The following is an 18,696-nucleotide window of genomic DNA, read 5'->3' as shown; positions in this document are numbered from 1 at the left end:
GTGTAGATCGTGCCACAATTTTTCTTAAATAAACGTTTAGTTATTTTATTAGTCAGTATTATTGTATTAGTGGCATTGATTGGTTTTTCGTTAAATGGTCGTAAAAATGTAACGTGGCCTGAACAGTTTGTCAAAGATACGGTTGGTCTTGTTCAGGCTACCTTTAATGAACCCGCACAATTTGTAGCGGGTTTCTTTCAGAATGTAGGTGACTTAAAGCGTACATACGAAGAAAACGAGGTATTAAAAGCTCGTTTAGACGAACGCATGCAATTAGAAACGAAAGCCAACGCTTTGCAGCAAGAAAATAAAAAATTAAGAGCACAGCTCGACAAAAAAACGGATTTAAGTCAATACAACCCAATCGAAGCAACAGTTATTGCTCGTAATCCAGACCGTTGGCATGAGGTAATTGCCATTGATAAAGGGACGGTTCATAATGTGCAGGAAAATATGGCTGTTATGACTCCTGAAGGGCTGATTGGTAAAGTGAAGCATGCATCTAAGTTCACATCTACTGTGCAGTTAATTAGTTCATCAGATCGTACAAACCGTGTATCTGCTAAAATTCAGGCTAAAAAAGAAGTGTTTGGTTTAATTGAAGGCTATGATGATAAAGAACAGGCGCTTGTTATGCGTCGTATTCCATTTGATGCTGATATTAAAGAAAAGCAAAAAGTAGTAACGTCCGGTCTAGGACAAGAAGACGGCATTTTCCCTAGCAATCTTCCAATTGGCGTTATCACAAAAATTGAGCCTGATGAATATGGATTAACGAAAAAAGCTTATATCAAACCTGCTGCTGACTTGTATGACTTAGATAACGTAGTTGTAGCTAAAAGAAGTGCGCCCGCTGCTGAAGACGATTTAGGGGCGGAGGAGGCTAACTGATGAAGCGGTTTGTCCTTCCTATTCTCGTGCTTGTCGTTTTTATGTTTGAAAGTATCTTTGTTAATTTTGTCGCCATGGCATCACCATGGCGAGACTGGATTCTATCGCCTCACTTTGTTGTAGTGGTACTGGCTTTTATGTCAGTGTACTATCACCCAAAGCAAGCGATGCTATATGGGGTAATCCTTGGATTCATGTACGATATTGCCTTTACGGATGTCTTGGGAGTATACGCGCTTGGATTGCCGGCCGTATGCTATATCGTATCAAAACTAATGAAGATTTTTCAGCAAAATACGCTTATCGTAATCTGCATGTCGCTATTAGCTGTAGCCATTATTGAGTTTTATGTATATGGAATTAATAGCATTATTAATATATCCGATATGACCATTGGTCGCTTCTTGCAAGAGCGATTTTACGCAACCATCATTTTAAATGCCATATTTGCACTCATTTTTGCATTTCCGCTTCAAAGATGTTTTCAATATTTCGCTAAATTTATCGATGAACGCTGATCCGAAAATATATTACGCTTCTCGTTCATGATAGGATAAAAATGCTGATTGAAGAAACGAAAAAAAGGAATTGAGTAAGTCTCTGTCGAAATTATATATTCGTTGAGGTGAGCGTCTTGAATAAACAAAAGCAACAAAATGTGACAATTAAAGGAACAAAAGATGGATTAACGTTGCATCTCAATGATACATGTTCATTTGCAGAGCTTTTGACGGAACTTAAGACGAAGCTTTTGACAAATAAGCATGGCGATGCCGATCAAATCGTCACAGTGTATGTCAAAATCGGAAATCGTTATTTAACTACAGAGCAGGAAACCGAATTGAAGGCGCTCATAGAAGAAAATCAGTATTTAGTAGTTAAACAAATTGATAGTAACGTTATTTTAAAGCAAGATGCAGTCCGAGTAAGAGAAGAAAGTGAATTAGTATCTGTTACAAAGGTAGTTCGTTCAGGACAGGTTCTCCATGTAGAAGGCGATTTGCTTCTAGTCGGAGACGTAAATCCCGGAGGAACCGTTGTAGCTGGAGGAAATTTATTTGTATTAGGTGCTTTAAAAGGGATTGCTCATGCAGGATATCGCGGCAATAAAAACGCCGTTATTGCTGCATCGTTAATGAAACCTTCACAGCTGCGCATTGCTGATATCATTACCCGATCAGAAGAAAAGCGCAGTGAGAAGGAAGAGAATATAATGGAATGTGCATACTTAGATGATAATGATCAAATGGTGATAGATCGCGTGCAAACTTTACCGCATCTAAGACCGAATTTGACCAGGGTAGAAAGGAGAATTTGACAGTGGGAGAGGCTATTGTTGTTACGTCTGGTAAAGGTGGAGTTGGAAAAACAACGACATCAGCCAATTTAGGTACTGCTCTAGCATTAGCTGGAAAGCGCGTGTGTCTAGTAGACACTGATATCGGCTTACGCAACTTGGATGTTGTAATGGGGCTTGAAAATCGTATTATTTATGATCTTGTAGACGTGGTAGAAGGTCGATGCCAACCGCAAAAAGCCTTGATTAAGGACAAGCGTTTTGAATGTTTGTACTTACTTCCTGCTGCTCAAACGAGTGACAAAACAGCTGTTCAACCAGAACAAATGCGAGAGTTAGTTCTTCAGTTAAAGCAAGACTATGACTATGTGGTTATTGATTGCCCAGCTGGTATTGAACAAGGCTATAAGAATGCCGTAGCTGGCGCTGATAAGGCACTCGTTGTGACAACACCGGAAGTTTCAGCTGTTCGTGATGCTGACCGTATTATTGGATTATTGGAGCAAGAGGATATCGAGTCTCCAAAACTGGTTATTAACCGAATCCGTAGTCATATGATGAAAAATGGAGACATGCTGGACGTGGAAGAAATTTCTCAGCTTCTGGCTGTTGATTTAATTGGAATCGTTGCTGACGATGAAAATGTTATTCGTGCTTCTAACAATGGTGAACCAATTGTCATGGACCCATCAAGCAAAGCATCAATTGCATATCGTAATATTGCAAGACGTATTCTAGGTGAAACGGTTCCTCTTCAATCGTTAGATGAAGAAGATAAGGGAATGTTTGCACGTATTAAACGATTCTTTGGTGTTCGTTCTTAAAAAGCTTCCGATAGAGGAAGCTTTTTTTATTTGTGTGATTTTGTAGAGTCAAGCTGTCATAAGCTCCACGGACAAGTCATATAGTTGATTATACGATAAGAACAAGGAGAATGATGAATCATGAATCGACGTGCTGATGAAATCCGTAAACGAATTGCTGAGCGTAAGCGAAAACAATTAAATACAACGAAGCGTCTTCCTCAAGAACCTCTTCATACGTCCTTAATGAGTGAAGAAGAAAAATATGGATCGATGGATTATTCTACGGTTGAATACACACCATCAGCAAAGGAATATCATCCGTTATTTCGAAAAGAGCGCTTTTTATTTAAAATTTTAGCTTCAGCCTGCTTAGTGTTAATTGTAGGGATTATGTTCAAGAACGCTTCTCCTACTTTTGAACAGGCCAGAGTGGTGGTTCAACAAACAATGGATAAAGAATTTCAGTTTGCAGCTGTTTCCTCCTGGTATGAAGATAAGTTTGGGAAGCCGTTAACACTACTGCCGAATAAAGAGTCTAGCAAAACGGAGCAAAGTGTAAGCGGAGAATATGCTACTCCAGCTTCAGGGAAAGTAACGGAAACATTTGCTCAAAGTAAGCAAGGCGTGACGGTTCAAACAGGAGTAGATTCTGTTGTAGAAGCAATGAGTGAAGGTATTGTAAGGTATGTAGGAAAACGTGATGATACTGGGAATACCGTTATTATTCAACATGCCGATGGAACCGAAACTTGGTATGGACAGCTCAAAAAAATCAATGTTAGTATGTATGATTTTGTGAATAAAGGCAAAGAAGTAGGAATTGTGGAAAACAGTAAAAAAGGCGATGCTGGAACGTTCTATTTTGCTATTAAAAAAGGCGATAAGTTTGTGGATCCTAGTCAGGTGATTCAATTTGAATAGTGCTTTTTCGTTATTGATGAAAATTCACATTCATCCATTGTTTTGGGGGATTTTCGTAATTGGTATCTTAACGGCTACGGTAAAGCAGCTTTTTTTGTTATTTATTATTGTAATTATTCATGAACTGGGCCACGCCGTAGCGGCTCAGTGTTTTTCTTGGCGGATTCGCAGAATTATGCTCTTACCTTTTGGGGGAGTAGCAGAAGTAGACGAACATGGTAATCGTCCATTTCGAGAAGAGTTTATCGTGACAATAAGTGGACCTCTTCAGCATCTTTGGATGTTTGGAGCTGCTTTCTTATTAATGAAAATAAATGTGTTGTCTTTGGAAACGTATGAGCAATTTATGTTTCAATGCACGGTGATTTTACTGTTTAACCTTTTGCCCATTTGGCCATTGGACGGAGGGAAGCTGCTTTTTTTAATTTGCAGTCGTTCTTTACCATTTTTAGAAGCGCATAAGCTTGCGCTCCGGTTATCAACGTTTTTTTTAGCAATCGGTATTATCTACGCCGTCATTATGCATCCTTTTCAGCTGCACTTATGGATTGTTATTTCATTTTTAATCATATCCGGATATTTGGAATGGAAGAGCAGGCAATTTGTCTACATGCGCTTTTTGTTGGAGAGATATCATGGAAAAGAGCATCCAATTGGAGCTTTAAAAACGCTAAGTGTATCAACCAGTGAGACACTCCATCAAGTCCTGCAAAAATTCCAAAGAGGTTGTAAGCATATGATTATTGCTACATCTCAAACAGGCGAACATGTACAAATTGATGAAAATGAACTTTTACACGCTTACTTTGTAGAAAAAAGAACAAATAGCCCACTAGATGAACTTGTAACAGTTTACTGATTTCTAGTAACATAGAACAGAGTGAAAAAAGTTCGGTTGCACTGACCGAACTTTTTCCTATGAATTTAGATTAAAGTGAGGCAATGTATGTGAAGGCATGTATCATTAACGCGGCTACTTCTTCAAAACGTATAGCCGTGATAAACGATAAAGCACTAGAAAAAATATATTTAGAAGAACAAAGCGAGAATCAAATTATTGGTGATATATATTGGGGTAAAGTAGTAAAAGTACTGCCGCATATGCAAGCAGCCTTTATCGATATCGGTTTATCAATGAACGGATTTATTCATCGAAATGAACTTGTATCCTATCAGCAGTCAGAGAATCCTCACAAAGATCAGCAGCCGATGTCTGCTTTTATTCGTGAAGGAGAAAAAGTATTGGTTCAAGTTGTAAAAGAAGGTATTAGGACAAAAGGGCCCAAGCTGACGGGTATCATTGAATTTTCTTCTGATGAGCTTGTATATTTACCGCACGGAAACTATGTCGCTGTATCCAAAAAAATAGCTGAGCCAAAACGCCAACAGTGGAAACAGCTTGGTGAGCGGTTAAAACATGGGATGGAAGGCTTTTTATTTCGAACAGCGATTGAGGAAAAATCAGAAGCTGCGGTCCAACATAAAATAAAAGAGCTACAGAAGAAATATGAGTGCCTTGAACGACAGACACAGGGAATGAAAGCTCCTGCCCTAGTCAGCAAAGGACAAGATTTTCTTGAAACAAGAGTGCAAGCTGCACTTCAACAAGGAATTGATGGGATAGTAGTAGATGACTTCGACCTATATCAGCGTCTTCGAACTACCTACCCTAACTCGTCAATAGAGTACTATAAAGGAAATGAAAATATTTTCTCTTTTTATGATGTGGAACGGCAAATAGAGAAGCTTTTAAAGCGAATCGTGTGGCTCAAAAGCGGAGGTTATATCGTTATTGACGAAACGGAAGCGATGACGGTCGTGGACGTGAACACGGGGAAGTTTTCAGGAAAAGATAATATTCGAAAGACAATGCTTCAAACAAATATGGAAGCTGCGTATGAATTGTCCAAACAGATGCAATTACGTCACTTAGGCGGCATGATCTTAATTGATTTTATAAATATGCCTCATAAAGAAGATCGGACAGAAGTAGAAAGGTACATGAAAAAGCTATGTGAACAAGATGAAGTGCGGACGAATGTAGTTGGCTTTACAGAGCTCGGCATATTGCAATTAACGCGGAAGAAAGTGCGCAATAGTATTGGATCAACATTAACTATGCCTTGTGAAGTATGTGAAGGAACCGGTAAAATGATTGATTCCAAAACGGCTGCTTTTCAAATTGAACGTGTAATTTGGGAACATCGCGGCGCGGAAGAAGAGGCTATTTGGATTGAGACGCGAAGTGATGTTATAAATGAAATGAAGGCTCAAGGATTTCTCAAAGCTTTAGAGAAAATGGTAAAAAAAACCGTATATCTTACGCCAAGCGATGATTATACAAACGCATTTGTTTTGCGTCAATTGGGGTCGAATGAGCAGATCCAAAAAAGGGTCTCTACTTCTATATAAAATTTTAGAAGAAAACATGAATTCCAATTGACACTAACCTTTGATTTGTAGTAAGATTTAATATGTTGGTTTGTAGCACCCGTGCTACAACCGCTCAGAACAGGTTTTAAGTTCACTTGAACACCTGTGATGGCGAGTCTTAGTTTTTAGAGGAGGTGCAGAGAATGTACGCAATTATTGAAACTGGTGGTAAGCAAATTAAAGTAGAGGCTGGTCAAGCAATCTACGTTGAAAAACTTGCTGGTGAACAAGGCGAAACAGTTACTTTTGACAAAGTATTATTTGTAGGTGGCGACAGCGTGAAAGTTGGTGTTCCTTTCGTAGAAGGTGCAACAGTTACGGCTAAAGTTGAAAAACAAGGTCGCGCTAAAAAGATCACTGTATTTAAATACAAAGCAAAGAAAAACTATCGTCGTAAGCAAGGTCACCGTCAACCTTACACAAAAGTTGTAATCGACGCTATCAACGCGTAATTATAACAAATGATTAAGGTGACGATTTCTCGTGATGCAAATAAGAAAGTTGACGGGTTCACGATGAGTGGACATGCTGACTTTTCCGAACACGGAAAAGATCTTGTTTGTGCGGGAGCATCTGCAGTTTCATTTGGGACAATTAATGCTATCTTTTCAATAAGTGGGGTTGAACCGCACTTAGAGCAAGGTGGAGATGGTGGGTATCTTCGTTGTGAGATTCCAAAAGATGTGGATTCGTTCACATTGGAACAGATTCAATTGCTATTAGAAGGTATGGTTGTTTCACTGAAAACGATCGAATTAGATTACAGTAATTATATAAAAATTAACGACAACTAAACAGGAGGTGGATGTCATGTTAGTAAGATTAGACCTTCAATTCTTCGCTTCTAAAAAAGGAGTAGGTAGTACTAAAAACGGTCGTGATTCAATCTCGAAACGTCTTGGTGCTAAACGTGCTGATGGCCAATTCGTATCTGGTGGTTCAATTTTATACCGTCAACGCGGTACTAAAATTTACCCAGGTGCAAACGTAGGTCGTGGTGGAGATGATACTTTATTCGCTCAAATCGACGGTATCGTTAAATTTGAACGTTTCGGTCGTGACCGTAAAAAAGTATCTGTATACCCTGTTGCTCAAGAAGCATAAGATACAAAAAGAAAACTCTAACCCAAGTAGGTTAGAGTTTTCTTTTTGTAGAATATTTCACCTATTACCCATTGGAATTTGTTATAATCGAACATATCTAAGAAGATTGATACGAGATGTTTGTCAGCGTTGTGAAATACTTATGCTCGAGTCAAAGTTAGGAGTGCTAAGATGGAAAAAGAATGGGATGTCGTAGAGGTATTAAGATACGCGCGGCATGATTGGTTAAATAAGCTGCAATTAATCAAAGGCAATCTAGCGTTGAATCGGCTTGATCGAGCGAATGAAATCATTGAAGAAATTGTAAATGAATCCAAACATGAATCCAAGTTAACAAACATCAATATGCGACTGTTTGCGGGCTTTGTTATGACCTATCATTGGAATAACCATGCTGTTCGCTTAGATGTGGAAGTGCTCGGAGGATTGAAGGATTTATCACAATACGATGAGTTCGTATACAACTGGTGTTGCTATTTGACAGAAGCACTCGAAAAGTATGTTGATTATCATGCAGAAAACTATTTGAGTATTTCAGTATGCATTGAAGAACAGGGAATTCGTTTCTTTTTTGACTTTAGTGGAATACTAACAGATATACAGAAGCTACAAAACAAGCTACAATGTTATGAGTGCGCTCAAGGAGTTGCATTGGTTGAACAGCATATGTCTGAAGATGAATTTAGCTTTATGCTTACAATAAGTTAACAGCGCTTTTGCTATTGCAGGAGCTAAGATATAGAACGGAGTGGAAAAGAAATGTTTGTAGATCAGGTCAAGGTATATGTAAAAGGTGGCGACGGAGGAAATGGAATGGTTGCCTTCCGTCGCGAAAAGTACGTACCAAAAGGAGGTCCTGCAGGTGGTGACGGTGGTCACGGTGCAGATGTCATTTTTGAAGTAGAAGAAGGATTACGTACGCTGATGGATTTCCGCTATAAGCGTCACTTTAAAGCAAGCCGCGGTGAACATGGAATGTCAAAAGGACAGCACGGACGTAACGCTGAGCCGATGATTGTAAAAGTTCCACCAGGTACCGTTGTGTTAGATGAAGATACGAACGAAACGATTGCTGATTTAGTTGAGCACGGCCAGCGCGCAGTGATTGCTAAAGGTGGACGCGGAGGGCGTGGGAATACGCGTTTTGCTACACCTGCAAATCCAGCACCGGAGCTTTCAGAAAATGGAGAGCCAGGTAAAGAGAGAAATGTAATTCTTGAATTAAAAGTATTAGCCGATGTAGGATTAGTTGGTTTCCCAAGTGTTGGAAAGTCAACGTTATTATCCGTAACGTCTGCTGCAAAGCCAAAAATTGCTGAATATCATTTTACAACAATTAATCCGAATTTAGGAGTAGTTGAAACAGAAGATAATCGCAGTTTTGTGATGGCAGATTTACCAGGGCTAATCGAAGGTGCACATGAAGGTGTAGGATTAGGTCATCAGTTTTTACGTCACATTGAACGTACCCGCGTTATTGTCCATGTAATCGATATGTCAGGTTTAGAAGGCCGTGATCCATATGAAGATTACTTAACCATTAATGAAGAGCTGCGTCAATATAATATGCGTTTAACAGAACGTCCGCAAGTAGTGGTAGCAAATAAAATGGATATCCCGCAAGCTGAAGAGAATCTAGCTGCATTCAAAGAAAAAGTAGGAGACGAAGTGAAAGTCTTTCCAATTTCTGCAGCAACACGTGATGGAATCCGCGAACTGTTATTTACAGTAGCTGATCTTGTAGAAACTACGCCGGAATTCCCAATGCAAGAAGAGGAAGATCTATCTATGCACCGCGTACTGTACAAGCATGAAAAGAAAGAAGTGGAATTTGTTATTACGCGTGATAGCGATGGCTCATACGTATTAAGCGGTGAAAAAATCGAAAAATTATTCAAGATGACTGACTTCTCACGTGAAGAATCAGTTCGTCGATTTGCGCGTCAGCTTCGAGGCATGGGCGTCGATGAAGCCCTTCGTGAACGAGGAGCAAAAGATGGCGATATTGTAAAGCTGTTTGAATATGAATTTGAATTTATTGACTAATTGTTGTTCATAGGATAAGGGGAGGGGCTTTACTTGCATAAGAGCGATAAGCAGTTTTATTTAGTTCGCGAAGATGTATTACCAGAAGCGATGAAAAAAACATTGGATGCGAAGCTGTTAATTGAACGGGGAAAAGCTGAGTCGGTAGCAGATGCTGTACAAGCCGTAGACTTGAGTCGCAGTGCTTTTTATAAGTACCGCGACACGGTCTTTCCGTTTCAGACGGTTGTCAAACAGCGCATTATTTCACTATTTTTTCATATTGAAGATCGATCAGGAACTTTATCACATTTATTGAGCACCGTTGCATCATCGGGATGCAATGTGTTAACGATTCACCAAACCATCCCTTTACAAGGGCGTGCCAACGTAACTCTTTCATTAGATACAGCAAGCATGAATGTTGAATTAAATGAAATGCTGCGAAGACTGAAAAGCTTAGAGTTTGTAGATAAAGTGGACGTGCTTGGTTCAGGGGCATAATGGTAAACAGATATAGATAAGGAGAGGCATGATTGTGGGGAAAGTAGGATATTTAGGACCAAAGGCAACATTTACACATGTAGCCGTCCAAGGCGTATTTAAACAGCACGACCATATTCCATATAAAACAATTCCAGCATGCATTGATGCAGTGGATAACGGAGAAATTGAGTATGGAATTGTACCGTTAGAAAATGCACTTGAAGGATCTGTAAATTTAACACTTGATTATCTTATTCATGAACGTCGTCTGCCGATTGTTGGGGAAATTGTGCTTCCAATTCGTCAGCATTTAATGGTTCATCCATCTCGTGCAGAACAGTGGAAAAACATTGAAACGATTTATTCTCATCCTCATGCAATTGCGCAGTGTCATAAATTTTTACACGGAGAATGTACGTCAACTGCAGTAGAAGAGATGACATCAACGGCGTTTGCTGCTAAGTATGTAAGCGAACACCCTGAGCTTAATATTGGAGCTATTGCGAATGGATTAGCAGCCCATGAATATGGATTACATATTGCCTGCCCGAACATTCATGATTATGATCATAATACAACAAGGTTTGTTATTTTGCATAAAGATGGAGCGCAAGAGGTGCCATTTTTAGCTGGAAACGGGTGCAAGACAACGTTAATGATTACACTTCCATCTGATCAGGCAGGAGCGCTTCATCAAGTGCTTTCAGCCTTCTCCTGGCGTAAGCTAAATCTGTCTAAAATTGAATCCCGTCCTATGAAAACAGGGCTTGGAAACTATTTCTTTATCGTTGATATTGAACAAAAAATGGATGAAGTATTAATCCCTGGGGCTATGGCTGAACTTGAGGCACTAGGCTGTAGCGTAGAGCTTTTAGGAAGCTATCCTCATACACTACTTGAAACAGAAATCCCGCTTTAAAGCGGGATTTTTTTGTTATAACACCTTTTTATTCATTCGAAACTAAATAGCCTTCCGCTTCAAGAGCTAAGCAGGCAGCATTCAGTTTTTCAATTGTATCTGCTTCAATCGTATGAAGGTGAATTCCATCTGTTAGCTGAGATAAATAAGTTGCGTTTGTTTCTTGAATTTTTTTTATGAACGTTTCTACTTCTTTTCGCGTTTGAATCATAACGGAAGCCGTTAATTCACCATACACAGGGTGTTCAACGGTTACATCTTTTATGAGAACGCCGTGGTCAACAAGTAGGAGAAGCTCCTTTTCAGCATCTTCTGGCGTATGCTGACAGGCAATAATTCGCTGATGCACGGTAGTTTGAGATGGATTTTGAATATAAATATATCCTTGGCTTGTTGCGATAATGGGCTCATTTTTAGCTTTAAGCAGCGAAATATCTTGTACAATGACTTGGCGACTAACGTTCGTTCGTTTCGAAAGCTCACTGCCTGTCATTGGTGTATTCTCTGTTTTTAACCATTGTAGAATAAGTTCTCTTCTTTCTTCTCCAAGAATTTTCTTTTGAGTTCCTGGCACCTTTAATCCCTCCTTTTACACTGTCATAAATTCTTGATGTAATAAATGAAAAACGGATATGAGTCGATCAATATGCTTAAACGTTGAATGTTGACTGAATGAAATACGTACAAAGTTCTTAGCATTCGCAGTCGATTTGCCAATCGCAAGTAGAGAAGCTAATGGTTCCTGCTGATTTACATGGCAGGCACTTCCCGTAGATATAGCAATTCCGTGACGATTACATTGTAACATAACATATTGACCCTGTATGTTTGAAAACGTCAGTCCAATAATTCCAGGAAAATGAGAGTTCCCAAGGCCTTCTACTTCTATAAAAGGAGCAAGAGGCTCTAGGTTTTCCAGTAAGTACGATTTTAAGCGCTCATAATGGCTTCGGGTGGTCTTCATTTCTGCATATGCGCATTCAGCTGATGCAGTAAAGGCAGCAATGCCCGCTGTATTTACAGTCCCAGGGCGAAAGCCTTTTTCATGAGTTGCTTTATGGTAAATAGGCTTCCAAGAAGAACTTGAATTCATGTATACCATTCCTACACCTTTTGGTCCGTAAATTTTATGACTAGAGACTGAGATGCTATCAGCTTTCAGCTTTTTAACATCAATAGGAAGCTTACCGAAAGATTGAACACAATCACAGTGAAAGAGAATTTCTTTTTTAGATAAAAAATGGCCAATATCCTCAACTGGCTGAATTGTACCGAGCTCATGATTGATATGCTGAATGGCTACTAGCACAGTATCAGGTCGAATAGTCTTCTTTAAGTCGTCTACAGACACAACTCCGTTTTGATCTACAGGTACGTAAGATAGGGAAAATCCTTCTTTTTCAAGCTGCTGCAACGTATGAAGAACCGAAGAATGTTCTAGCTTCGTTGTCACTACATGTTTTCTTTCGTCATTTTTTCCTTTTAAAAGAGAATGAATAGCTAAGTAATTAGCCTCTGTTCCCCCGCTTGTAAAAAAAAGATCATCCTCTCGACAATTTACTAACAGGCTTAATTTTTTTCTGCATAGCGTAAGTAAATTCTCCGCTTGTGTTCCAAGTGTGTGAAGACTGCTGGAGTTTCCATAATAGCTTGTTGCCGCTTCAGTATATACCTCAATTGCTTCTTGTCTCATTGGCGTTGTTGCTGCATAGTCCAGATAAATCATTTTCTCCCTCCGATAAAAAAACTTCTTGTCTTTCATTTAATAATATGTAAATATAGGTGTCAAGACACATGTAAATAAAGAGGTGTAAAATGTTAGAGGCGGATGTTTTAATTATTGGAAGCGGATTAGCAGCGTTTTCTGCAGCTTATGAACTGTGTCGTCATAACAGAGTTGTAATGGTAACGAAAGGGAAACTTGACCGCAATAACTCAGTTCTTGCTCAAGGCGGAGTAGCAGCTGCTATTGGAAGCAGCGATCACTGGAGTGAACATCTCTATGATACGTTGGTTGCGGGCAATAAGCATTGCAATGAACAAGCGGTACGCACTTTAGTGGAAGAAGGTGCGGCTGTAGTAAATGAATTGATTCATAAAGGAATGAAGTTTGATAAAAATCCAGATGGTACGCTGCATTTTGGAAAAGAAGGAGCCCATCGTATGAATCGTATTCTGCATGCAGGTGGGGATGCAACAGGACAAGCGCTGTTCGCTTTTTTGAAAAAAGAAGTACTGCCATATATTACAGTGATTGAAAACGAAATGATTCAGCATTTAGTAACTGTAGATGGAACGTGCAGAGGTGCTATCGGACAAGGTGAAGACAACAAAATTACTATATATCATGCTCGCCAAACGGTTATTGCTACCGGAGGAATCGGCGCTTTGTACAAGCATACATCTAACCAGCCGCTTGCGACAGGAGATGGGCTAGCGCTTGCGTACAGGGCTGGAGCAAAATTAGCGGACTTAGAATTTGTTCAGTTTCATCCGACGCTTTTGTATCAAAACGAAGCGAAAGGTCTAGTATCCGAAGCGGTTCGAGGTGAAGGTGGCGTACTGGTAAATGAATGGAATGAACGCATAATGGAAGGCGTTCATCTCTTTAAGGATTTAGCACCGCGAGATGTTGTAGCAAGGACAATTTTTAATGAAATGAAAAAAGGAAGATCCGTATTTTTAGACATTGAAAAAGTGGCTCATTTTGAACAAAAATTTCCTACGATTACGGCACTGTGTCGAAAGTATAAAATTCAACTGGACAAAAAACGAATACCTGTTACTCCCGGCGCACATTTTTTAATGGGTGGAATTGAAGTAGATGGTTACGGACAAACAAGTGTTGAAGGATTGTATGCCGTGGGGGAAGTTTCTTCTACAGGCGTTCATGGAGCAAATCGTCTAGCAAGCAATTCATTGTTAGAGTGTCTTGTATTTGGAAAACGGACAGGGCGTCATATTTTACATAAAGCGAGAACGGTATCTCGTTATACCCCCGTCCGTTACGTCTATAAAGGCATGCCTAAAATACTGCCTGCCACAAGACAAATTCAGCATAAAATGATGGATTGTGTAGGAATAATTCGTCATGAAAACGAATTGGCTACTATTGTGCATGAATTCACAAATTATCTGGATGGAATACCTCTTGATCAAGAGGTTATATATTCGAGGGAAGCTGCGACCATCTGCAATATGCTAACTGCAGGTCTGCTTATTGCCGAGTCCTCTCTTGCAAGAAAAGAAAGTAGAGGAGGTCATTACCGAAGTGACTTTCCGCATGAAAAGCAAGAATGGGAGCATAAGCGAATTATTAAGCAGTCTGCTACTTCAACAAAACAATCATTGATTTTATAAGCAAGGAAATCTAAAAAGAAAGGTGAAGGTAGCACAATGAACACGTTGAAATTACAAAAACTATTGCAGTCTTTTTTTATAGAAGACATTGGAGATGGAGATATAACCTGTGAAGCTATTTTTTCTCCGTCTGACCAAGGGAAGGCTGTATTCACGGCAAAGCAATCAGGTATTATCGCAGGAGTGGAATTGATTAAAGAAGGATTTCATTTAATAGACCCTAACGTGAAAGTGAATTTCGAGAAAAAAGATGGAGATGTTCTTAAGCCTGGAGATAAAATAGCTACCGTTTCAGGACCCGTGCGATCTATTTTGACCGGTGAACGGGTAATCTTAAACTTACTTCAAAGAATGAGTGGCATTGCCACGATGACGCACAAAGCCGTAGCGCTGCTTGGCAGCTCACATACGCGCATATGTGACACGCGAAAAACAACGCCTGGTATGCGAATGTTAGAGAAGTATGCCGTTCGTGCTGGAGGAGGTTATAATCATCGTTTTGGATTGTACGATGGCGTCATGTTAAAAGATAACCATATTGCACATGCAGGATCTATTCTAGACGCTGTTGTGAGAGTAAGAGAGCAGGTTGGACATATGGTTAAGGTGGAAGTAGAAATTGAAAACAAAAGTCAATTGCTAGAAGCAATAGAGGCAGGAGCAGATGTCATTATGTTCGATAACTGTTCTCCAGAAGTCATTAAAGATTGGATACCACTGGTTCCTGCTCATATTGTCACAGAAGCATCCGGTGGAATTACGCTTGGCACGCTCCATTCTTTTAGAGACAGCGGAGTGGACTATATTTCACTTGGAGCTTTAACGCATTCAGCAGGGTCTATCGATATCAGCTTGGACTTATTAACAGAAAGGGGAACAGAAAATGATGAGTTTATTACAAACGCTTCAGCAGCAAACGCTGCCCGCTAAATATACGGAGCTCACAGAAAATGAAATGAAAAGAAGAGTACTAGAAATTAAGAAAAAGCTCGGAAGCAAATTGTTTCTGCTCGGCCACCATTATCAAAAAGACGAAGTGTACGAATTTGCAGATGCGGTAGGAGACTCCTTACAGCTGGCTCAAATAGCAGCTGAAAATAGAGAAGCTGAGCATATTGTGTTTTGCGGCGTTCACTTCATGGCAGAAACAGCTGATATTTTAACAGCTGAAAATCAAAAAGTCATTTTACCCGATATGCGAGCTGGCTGTTCAATGGCTGATATGGCTACTATTCAGCAAACAGAAAAGGCATGGCCCGTCTTACAGGATCTTTTCGGAGATACGATTATTCCGCTTACGTATGTGAACTCTACAGCTGCAATTAAATCTTTTGTAGGCGAACATGATGGTGCAACAGTAACATCTTCAAATGCAAAAAATATGGTGGAGTGGGCATTTTCTAAAAAAGAGCGCATTCTCTTTTTGCCAGATCAGCATTTGGGCAGAAACACAGCTTATGATTTAGGTGTTGGACTAGATGAAATGGCCATTTGGAATCCTATTGAAGAAATGCTTGAATATGAAGGGGATATAAACAATATCAAGGTGATTCTGTGGAAAGGTCACTGTTCTGTGCACGAAAATTTCACGGTTAAAAATATTGATTATTTACGCGAGAAGCAGCCTGAGATGAATATTATTGTTCATCCGGAGTGTTCTTATGAAGTGGTGCAAAAATCAGATTATGCAGGTTCTACAAAATATATTATTGATACAATTGAAAAAGCTCCTTCAGGCTCTAAATGGGCCATTGGCACGGAAATGAACTTAGTGAAACGCATCATCAACAGTCATCCGGATAAAGAAATTGTTTCGCTTAATCCCTATATGTGTCCTTGTTTGACGATGAACAGAATTGATTTGCCTCACTTGCTGTGGGCTTTAGAAAGCATCGAAGAAGGAACAGAAGTGAATCAAATCAAGGTGGATAAACATACAGCACAAGGCGCTATCAAAGCGCTAACGAATATGTTAGAACGAGCATAAAGATTTTTAAGACAATTAAAAAGAGAAGGTCTAAAAGAAGACTTATTGACATATTGTTTGTGTTGATAAGTCTTTTTTTCTTTATCATAAAAACTTGAACCAAACTGTGGGCAAAATGAATAAAAAAATGGTTCAAGGCATATCTTGTGATGAACAAACAGAACTTACTTTGATTTTGCACATATAGATGGCAGAGACTCTACTCGGGAGGGGAATGACGTTGAAAATCCATATCGTTCAAAAAGGGGATACCCTTTGGAAAATCGCTGAAAAGTATGGGGTTAATTTTGAAGAGTTAAAAAAAGCGAATTCTCAATTAAGCAATCCAGACATGATCATGCCTGGAATGAAAATTAAAGTGCCGACAAGCGGAGTGCCTGTTCAAAAAGAAGGAGCTCCTTCACCTGGTATAAAAGAAATGCCTAAAGTTCAACACCCTTATAGTGACCAATCCACAAAAGCTTATCCAGTAACGGAAATTGATGAAAGTCCAGATGAGAAAAAGTCAGCTAATCAGCCTGCTCAAACACCGTTTATGCAACCGATAAAAGAAGCACCAATTGCGCAGCCAAAGAAAGAAGCACCGATTGCTCAACCCAAAAAGGAAGCGCCGATCGCGCAGCCTAAAAAAGAAGCACCAATTGCGCAGCCTAAAAAAGAAATGCCAGTTGCGCCAAAGCTTCCTAAATTAAAGCCAATTGCACCTGAGATTGATATTAACAATTATTACACAGTTAATATGGCGATGCAGGCTCCAAAAAAAGAAGCACCAAAAGAACTACCCAAGCATGAATCGCCAGAAAGTCCTGAGATGGAGAGTATAGAAATGCCTCCTCAAATGCCATGTTACCCAATCATGCCGATATCGCCTGTGATGCCAGGCTGCGGATTTAATTATATGCCGTGTCATCCGCCAATGTATGCACCGCAGCCATATCCAATGCCAATGTATCAACAGGCTCCAATGTATCATCACGGTTATGAAAACGAATCGTTTGAAGAACATGCAATGGGCGCTCACATGGCACCGATCCCAATGTATCCAATGATGCCACACAGCTGCTATGGACCGGTACAATGTTCTCCTTGTCCGCCTCCATGGGGAGGATATCAGCAGCCCGTTTATCCGGCCTATCATCAAGCACCGATGTATCCACAAGTGCAAGGAGCTATGACAGGTGGCCATTATGAAAGTTCTTCCGATGGTTTTGGAAACGCTCCTTACCATTATGGGCAGCACTATGCGCCACAGCAGCAAGGAGACTGCGGCTGCGGTGAACCAAGACCTGACGACTATGCACCACAGCAGCCTTATCCACAGTACCAACAGCAGGTACCTTATGGCTTTCAGGACCCAAGGGCACCCTATCCAGCCCCATATGGCATGATTGGTGTACCTCCGTATCCTGCGTTTGACCCAAATGCATTTAGTATTCCAGAATATGATGAGTACGACGAAGATGAAGATTGATTATTATACACGAGACGATTTTAATTTAAATCGTCTCTTTCTCTATTTGAAAAGAAGAGATATTCACGTTGAGACCTACCGTATGAAAAAGCCTCATGTCATCATAGCGGATACGAATAAAGGAAAAAAAGTAATAAAAGCATACAGAGACAAAGGTAAAATTGAACATGTTTATCATTTTTTATCTCAGATTCAACAAGGGTACGCTGTTAATTTCGAAGCTTACCCAGAAGGTGAACTTTATATAAAGGACCGTCATTTGTATTGGGCGATGATGCCTTTTGTTAAGCAAGTAAAAGAGGTAACGTATGAAAGTTTTCAGGATCGGGAAGAAGTATTACAAACATTGACCCGCTATCATAGAGAGGTTCAGAAAAAGAAAATAGCCGTGTATACAAAGCTTCCTGAATATGATCTTATTTTAAAGTGGAAAAAGCGGCTTTCCTCTTTTCGAGAAGCATCACATATATTTAGGGAATTTAATCAATTTCATGTATATAAAGACATTGTGACTTGGGGAGAAAAAGCTTTAGTCTTAATGGAGCGTTTCAAAGATAGTGGGTTGAACTGTTCCATTATTCATGGTGACGTTGCTTCACATAATTTCTTGAAAACAAACCACTTGGGTATTGTTATGATTGATTTTGACTTATCGGCTAAAGCTCCTGCTCTTTATGACTATGTTCAGCTTGCCCAGCGCTTTTTGCCTTACGTCCAGTGGTCGATGAAAGAACTACTTCAACACTCGAAAATAAAAGAATTAAGCAAGCAGCGTTTTTTTCTTGCTTCTTTACTATTTCCATCGATGCTGATGAGAAACTGGAATATAAATGCCTCTGCTTTATCATGGGCAAACCGCCAAAGGTTAATGCAGCAATCAGTCGAAGAATGGTCACAGCGTACACATTTTTATCGAGTGATTTACCAGCACTTACAAAACCTACATGACATGTAAAGAGTTTATAAACACTTCATCGAATAAGAAACGCCTCGTCT

Annotated in this window: 21 protein-coding genes and 1 other annotated feature; of the genes, 19 read left to right on the top strand and 2 right to left on the bottom strand. The window is 39.7% G+C overall.

Translation table 11 applies throughout. The features are described from left to right. Positions 1-9: 9 nt before the first annotated feature. From mreC to pheA, 14 genes are all read left to right on the top strand, one after another. The gene (gene mreC / locus LIS78_RS23645) at positions 10-891 is read left to right on the top strand and encodes a rod shape-determining protein MreC (RefSeq protein WP_013059344.1); all 882 of its coding nucleotides are present in this window, start codon (positions 10-12) and stop codon (positions 889-891) included. Then, complete coding sequence (gene mreD / locus LIS78_RS23640; protein ID WP_013059343.1) at positions 891-1,409, top strand: rod shape-determining protein MreD; 519 nt, start codon at positions 891-893, stop codon at positions 1,407-1,409. The genes mreC and mreD overlap by 1 nt, the downstream gene beginning before the upstream one ends. 116 nt (positions 1,410-1,525) lie before the next feature. Beyond that, the gene (gene minC, locus LIS78_RS23635; protein WP_252284419.1) at positions 1,526-2,209 is read left to right on the top strand and encodes a septum site-determining protein MinC; all 684 of its coding nucleotides are present in this window, start codon (positions 1,526-1,528) and stop codon (positions 2,207-2,209) included. Positions 2,210-2,211: 2 nt separating this feature from the next. Next, complete coding sequence (minD, locus tag LIS78_RS23630) at positions 2,212-3,012, top strand: septum site-determining protein MinD (RefSeq protein ID WP_013059341.1); 801 nt, start codon at positions 2,212-2,214, stop codon at positions 3,010-3,012. Positions 3,013-3,132: 120 nt separating this feature from the next. Then, a complete protein-coding gene (locus LIS78_RS23625) occupies positions 3,133-3,915 on the top strand; it encodes a M23 family metallopeptidase (RefSeq protein WP_028410565.1) in 783 nt (260 codons plus the stop codon). Further along, positions 3,908-4,774 (top strand): M50 family metallopeptidase, encoded by an 867-nt coding sequence (locus LIS78_RS23620; RefSeq protein WP_116073795.1) that lies wholly within the window; start codon positions 3,908-3,910, stop codon positions 4,772-4,774. Before LIS78_RS23625 ends, LIS78_RS23620 begins: the two co-directional genes overlap by 8 nt. 83 nt (positions 4,775-4,857) lie before the next feature. After that, positions 4,858-6,327, top strand: a complete 1,470-nt coding sequence (locus tag LIS78_RS23615) for an Rne/Rng family ribonuclease (RefSeq protein ID WP_252284418.1) — start codon at positions 4,858-4,860, stop codon at positions 6,325-6,327. 78 nt (positions 6,328-6,405) lie between these two features. Continuing rightward, positions 6,406-6,477 (top strand) — a sequence feature (ribosomal protein L21 leader region). A 14-nt stretch (positions 6,478-6,491) separates the two neighbouring features. Further along, a complete protein-coding gene (rplU, locus tag LIS78_RS23610; RefSeq protein WP_013059337.1) occupies positions 6,492-6,800 on the top strand; it encodes a 50S ribosomal protein L21 in 309 nt (102 codons plus the stop codon). A 9-nt stretch (positions 6,801-6,809) separates the two neighbouring features. After that, positions 6,810-7,142 (top strand): ribosomal-processing cysteine protease Prp, encoded by a 333-nt coding sequence (locus LIS78_RS23605; protein WP_013059336.1) that lies wholly within the window; start codon positions 6,810-6,812, stop codon positions 7,140-7,142. 16 nt (positions 7,143-7,158) lie between these two features. Then, positions 7,159-7,452 carry a 50S ribosomal protein L27 gene (gene rpmA, locus LIS78_RS23600; protein WP_013059335.1) on the top strand — a complete coding sequence of 98 codons (294 nt, stop codon included), beginning with the start codon at positions 7,159-7,161 and terminating at the stop codon, positions 7,450-7,452. A 171-nt stretch (positions 7,453-7,623) separates the two neighbouring features. Then, positions 7,624-8,160, top strand: coding sequence for a Spo0B C-terminal domain-containing protein (locus LIS78_RS23595; RefSeq protein ID WP_195781800.1), 537 nt, complete (start codon positions 7,624-7,626; stop codon positions 8,158-8,160). A gap of 51 nt (positions 8,161-8,211) precedes the next feature. Then, positions 8,212-9,498 (top strand): GTPase ObgE, encoded by a 1,287-nt coding sequence (gene obgE / locus LIS78_RS23590; protein ID WP_045292154.1) that lies wholly within the window; start codon positions 8,212-8,214, stop codon positions 9,496-9,498. Between the two features lie 33 nt (positions 9,499-9,531). Then, positions 9,532-9,981, top strand: a complete 450-nt coding sequence (locus LIS78_RS23585; RefSeq protein WP_013059332.1) for an ACT domain-containing protein — start codon at positions 9,532-9,534, stop codon at positions 9,979-9,981. A gap of 28 nt (positions 9,982-10,009) precedes the next feature. Next, complete coding sequence (pheA, locus tag LIS78_RS23580; RefSeq protein ID WP_028410569.1) at positions 10,010-10,882, top strand: prephenate dehydratase; 873 nt, start codon at positions 10,010-10,012, stop codon at positions 10,880-10,882. 28 nt (positions 10,883-10,910) lie between these two features. On the opposite strand, the gene LIS78_RS23575 is transcribed toward pheA, so the two are convergent. Together LIS78_RS23575 and LIS78_RS23570 are read right to left on the bottom strand one after the other, a co-directional pair. Continuing rightward, on the bottom strand, positions 10,911-11,456 hold the full coding sequence (locus tag LIS78_RS23575; RefSeq protein ID WP_252284417.1) for a transcription repressor NadR: 546 nt from the start codon (positions 11,454-11,456) through the stop codon (positions 10,911-10,913). Positions 11,457-11,471: 15 nt separating this feature from the next. Then, positions 11,472-12,608 (bottom strand): IscS subfamily cysteine desulfurase, encoded by a 1,137-nt coding sequence (locus LIS78_RS23570; protein WP_195781802.1) that lies wholly within the window; start codon positions 12,606-12,608, stop codon positions 11,472-11,474. 89 nt (positions 12,609-12,697) lie between these two features. On the opposite strand from LIS78_RS23570, the gene nadB reads away from it, so the two are divergent. The 5 genes from nadB (at position 12,698) to LIS78_RS23545 (ending at position 18,655) form a co-directional block, all read left to right on the top strand. Then, a complete protein-coding gene (nadB, locus tag LIS78_RS23565) occupies positions 12,698-14,242 on the top strand; it encodes an L-aspartate oxidase (RefSeq protein WP_195781803.1) in 1,545 nt (514 codons plus the stop codon). A gap of 36 nt (positions 14,243-14,278) precedes the next feature. Further along, entirely contained in the window at positions 14,279-15,172 is an 894-nt protein-coding gene (gene nadC, locus LIS78_RS23560; RefSeq protein ID WP_195781804.1) for a carboxylating nicotinate-nucleotide diphosphorylase, read from the top strand. Further along, positions 15,129-16,229, top strand: coding sequence for a quinolinate synthase NadA (gene nadA, locus LIS78_RS23555; RefSeq protein ID WP_116372623.1), 1,101 nt, complete (start codon positions 15,129-15,131; stop codon positions 16,227-16,229). The genes nadC and nadA overlap by 44 nt, the downstream gene beginning before the upstream one ends. Positions 16,230-16,443: 214 nt before the next feature. Next, entirely contained in the window at positions 16,444-17,700 is a 1,257-nt protein-coding gene (gene safA, locus LIS78_RS23550; RefSeq protein ID WP_252284416.1) for a SafA/ExsA family spore coat assembly protein, read from the top strand. After that, the gene (locus LIS78_RS23545) at positions 17,690-18,655 is read left to right on the top strand and encodes an aminoglycoside phosphotransferase (protein WP_252284415.1); all 966 of its coding nucleotides are present in this window, start codon (positions 17,690-17,692) and stop codon (positions 18,653-18,655) included. The genes safA and LIS78_RS23545 overlap by 11 nt, the downstream gene beginning before the upstream one ends. The last annotated feature ends 41 nt before the right edge of the window (positions 18,656-18,696 follow it).

The organism is Priestia megaterium, assembly GCF_023824195.1.
GTDB lineage: Bacteria > Bacillota > Bacilli > Bacillales > Bacillaceae_H > Priestia > Priestia megaterium_D.
Note: the sequence above shows the minus strand (reverse complement) of the source record. Positions and strands in the feature narration are given on the sequence as shown.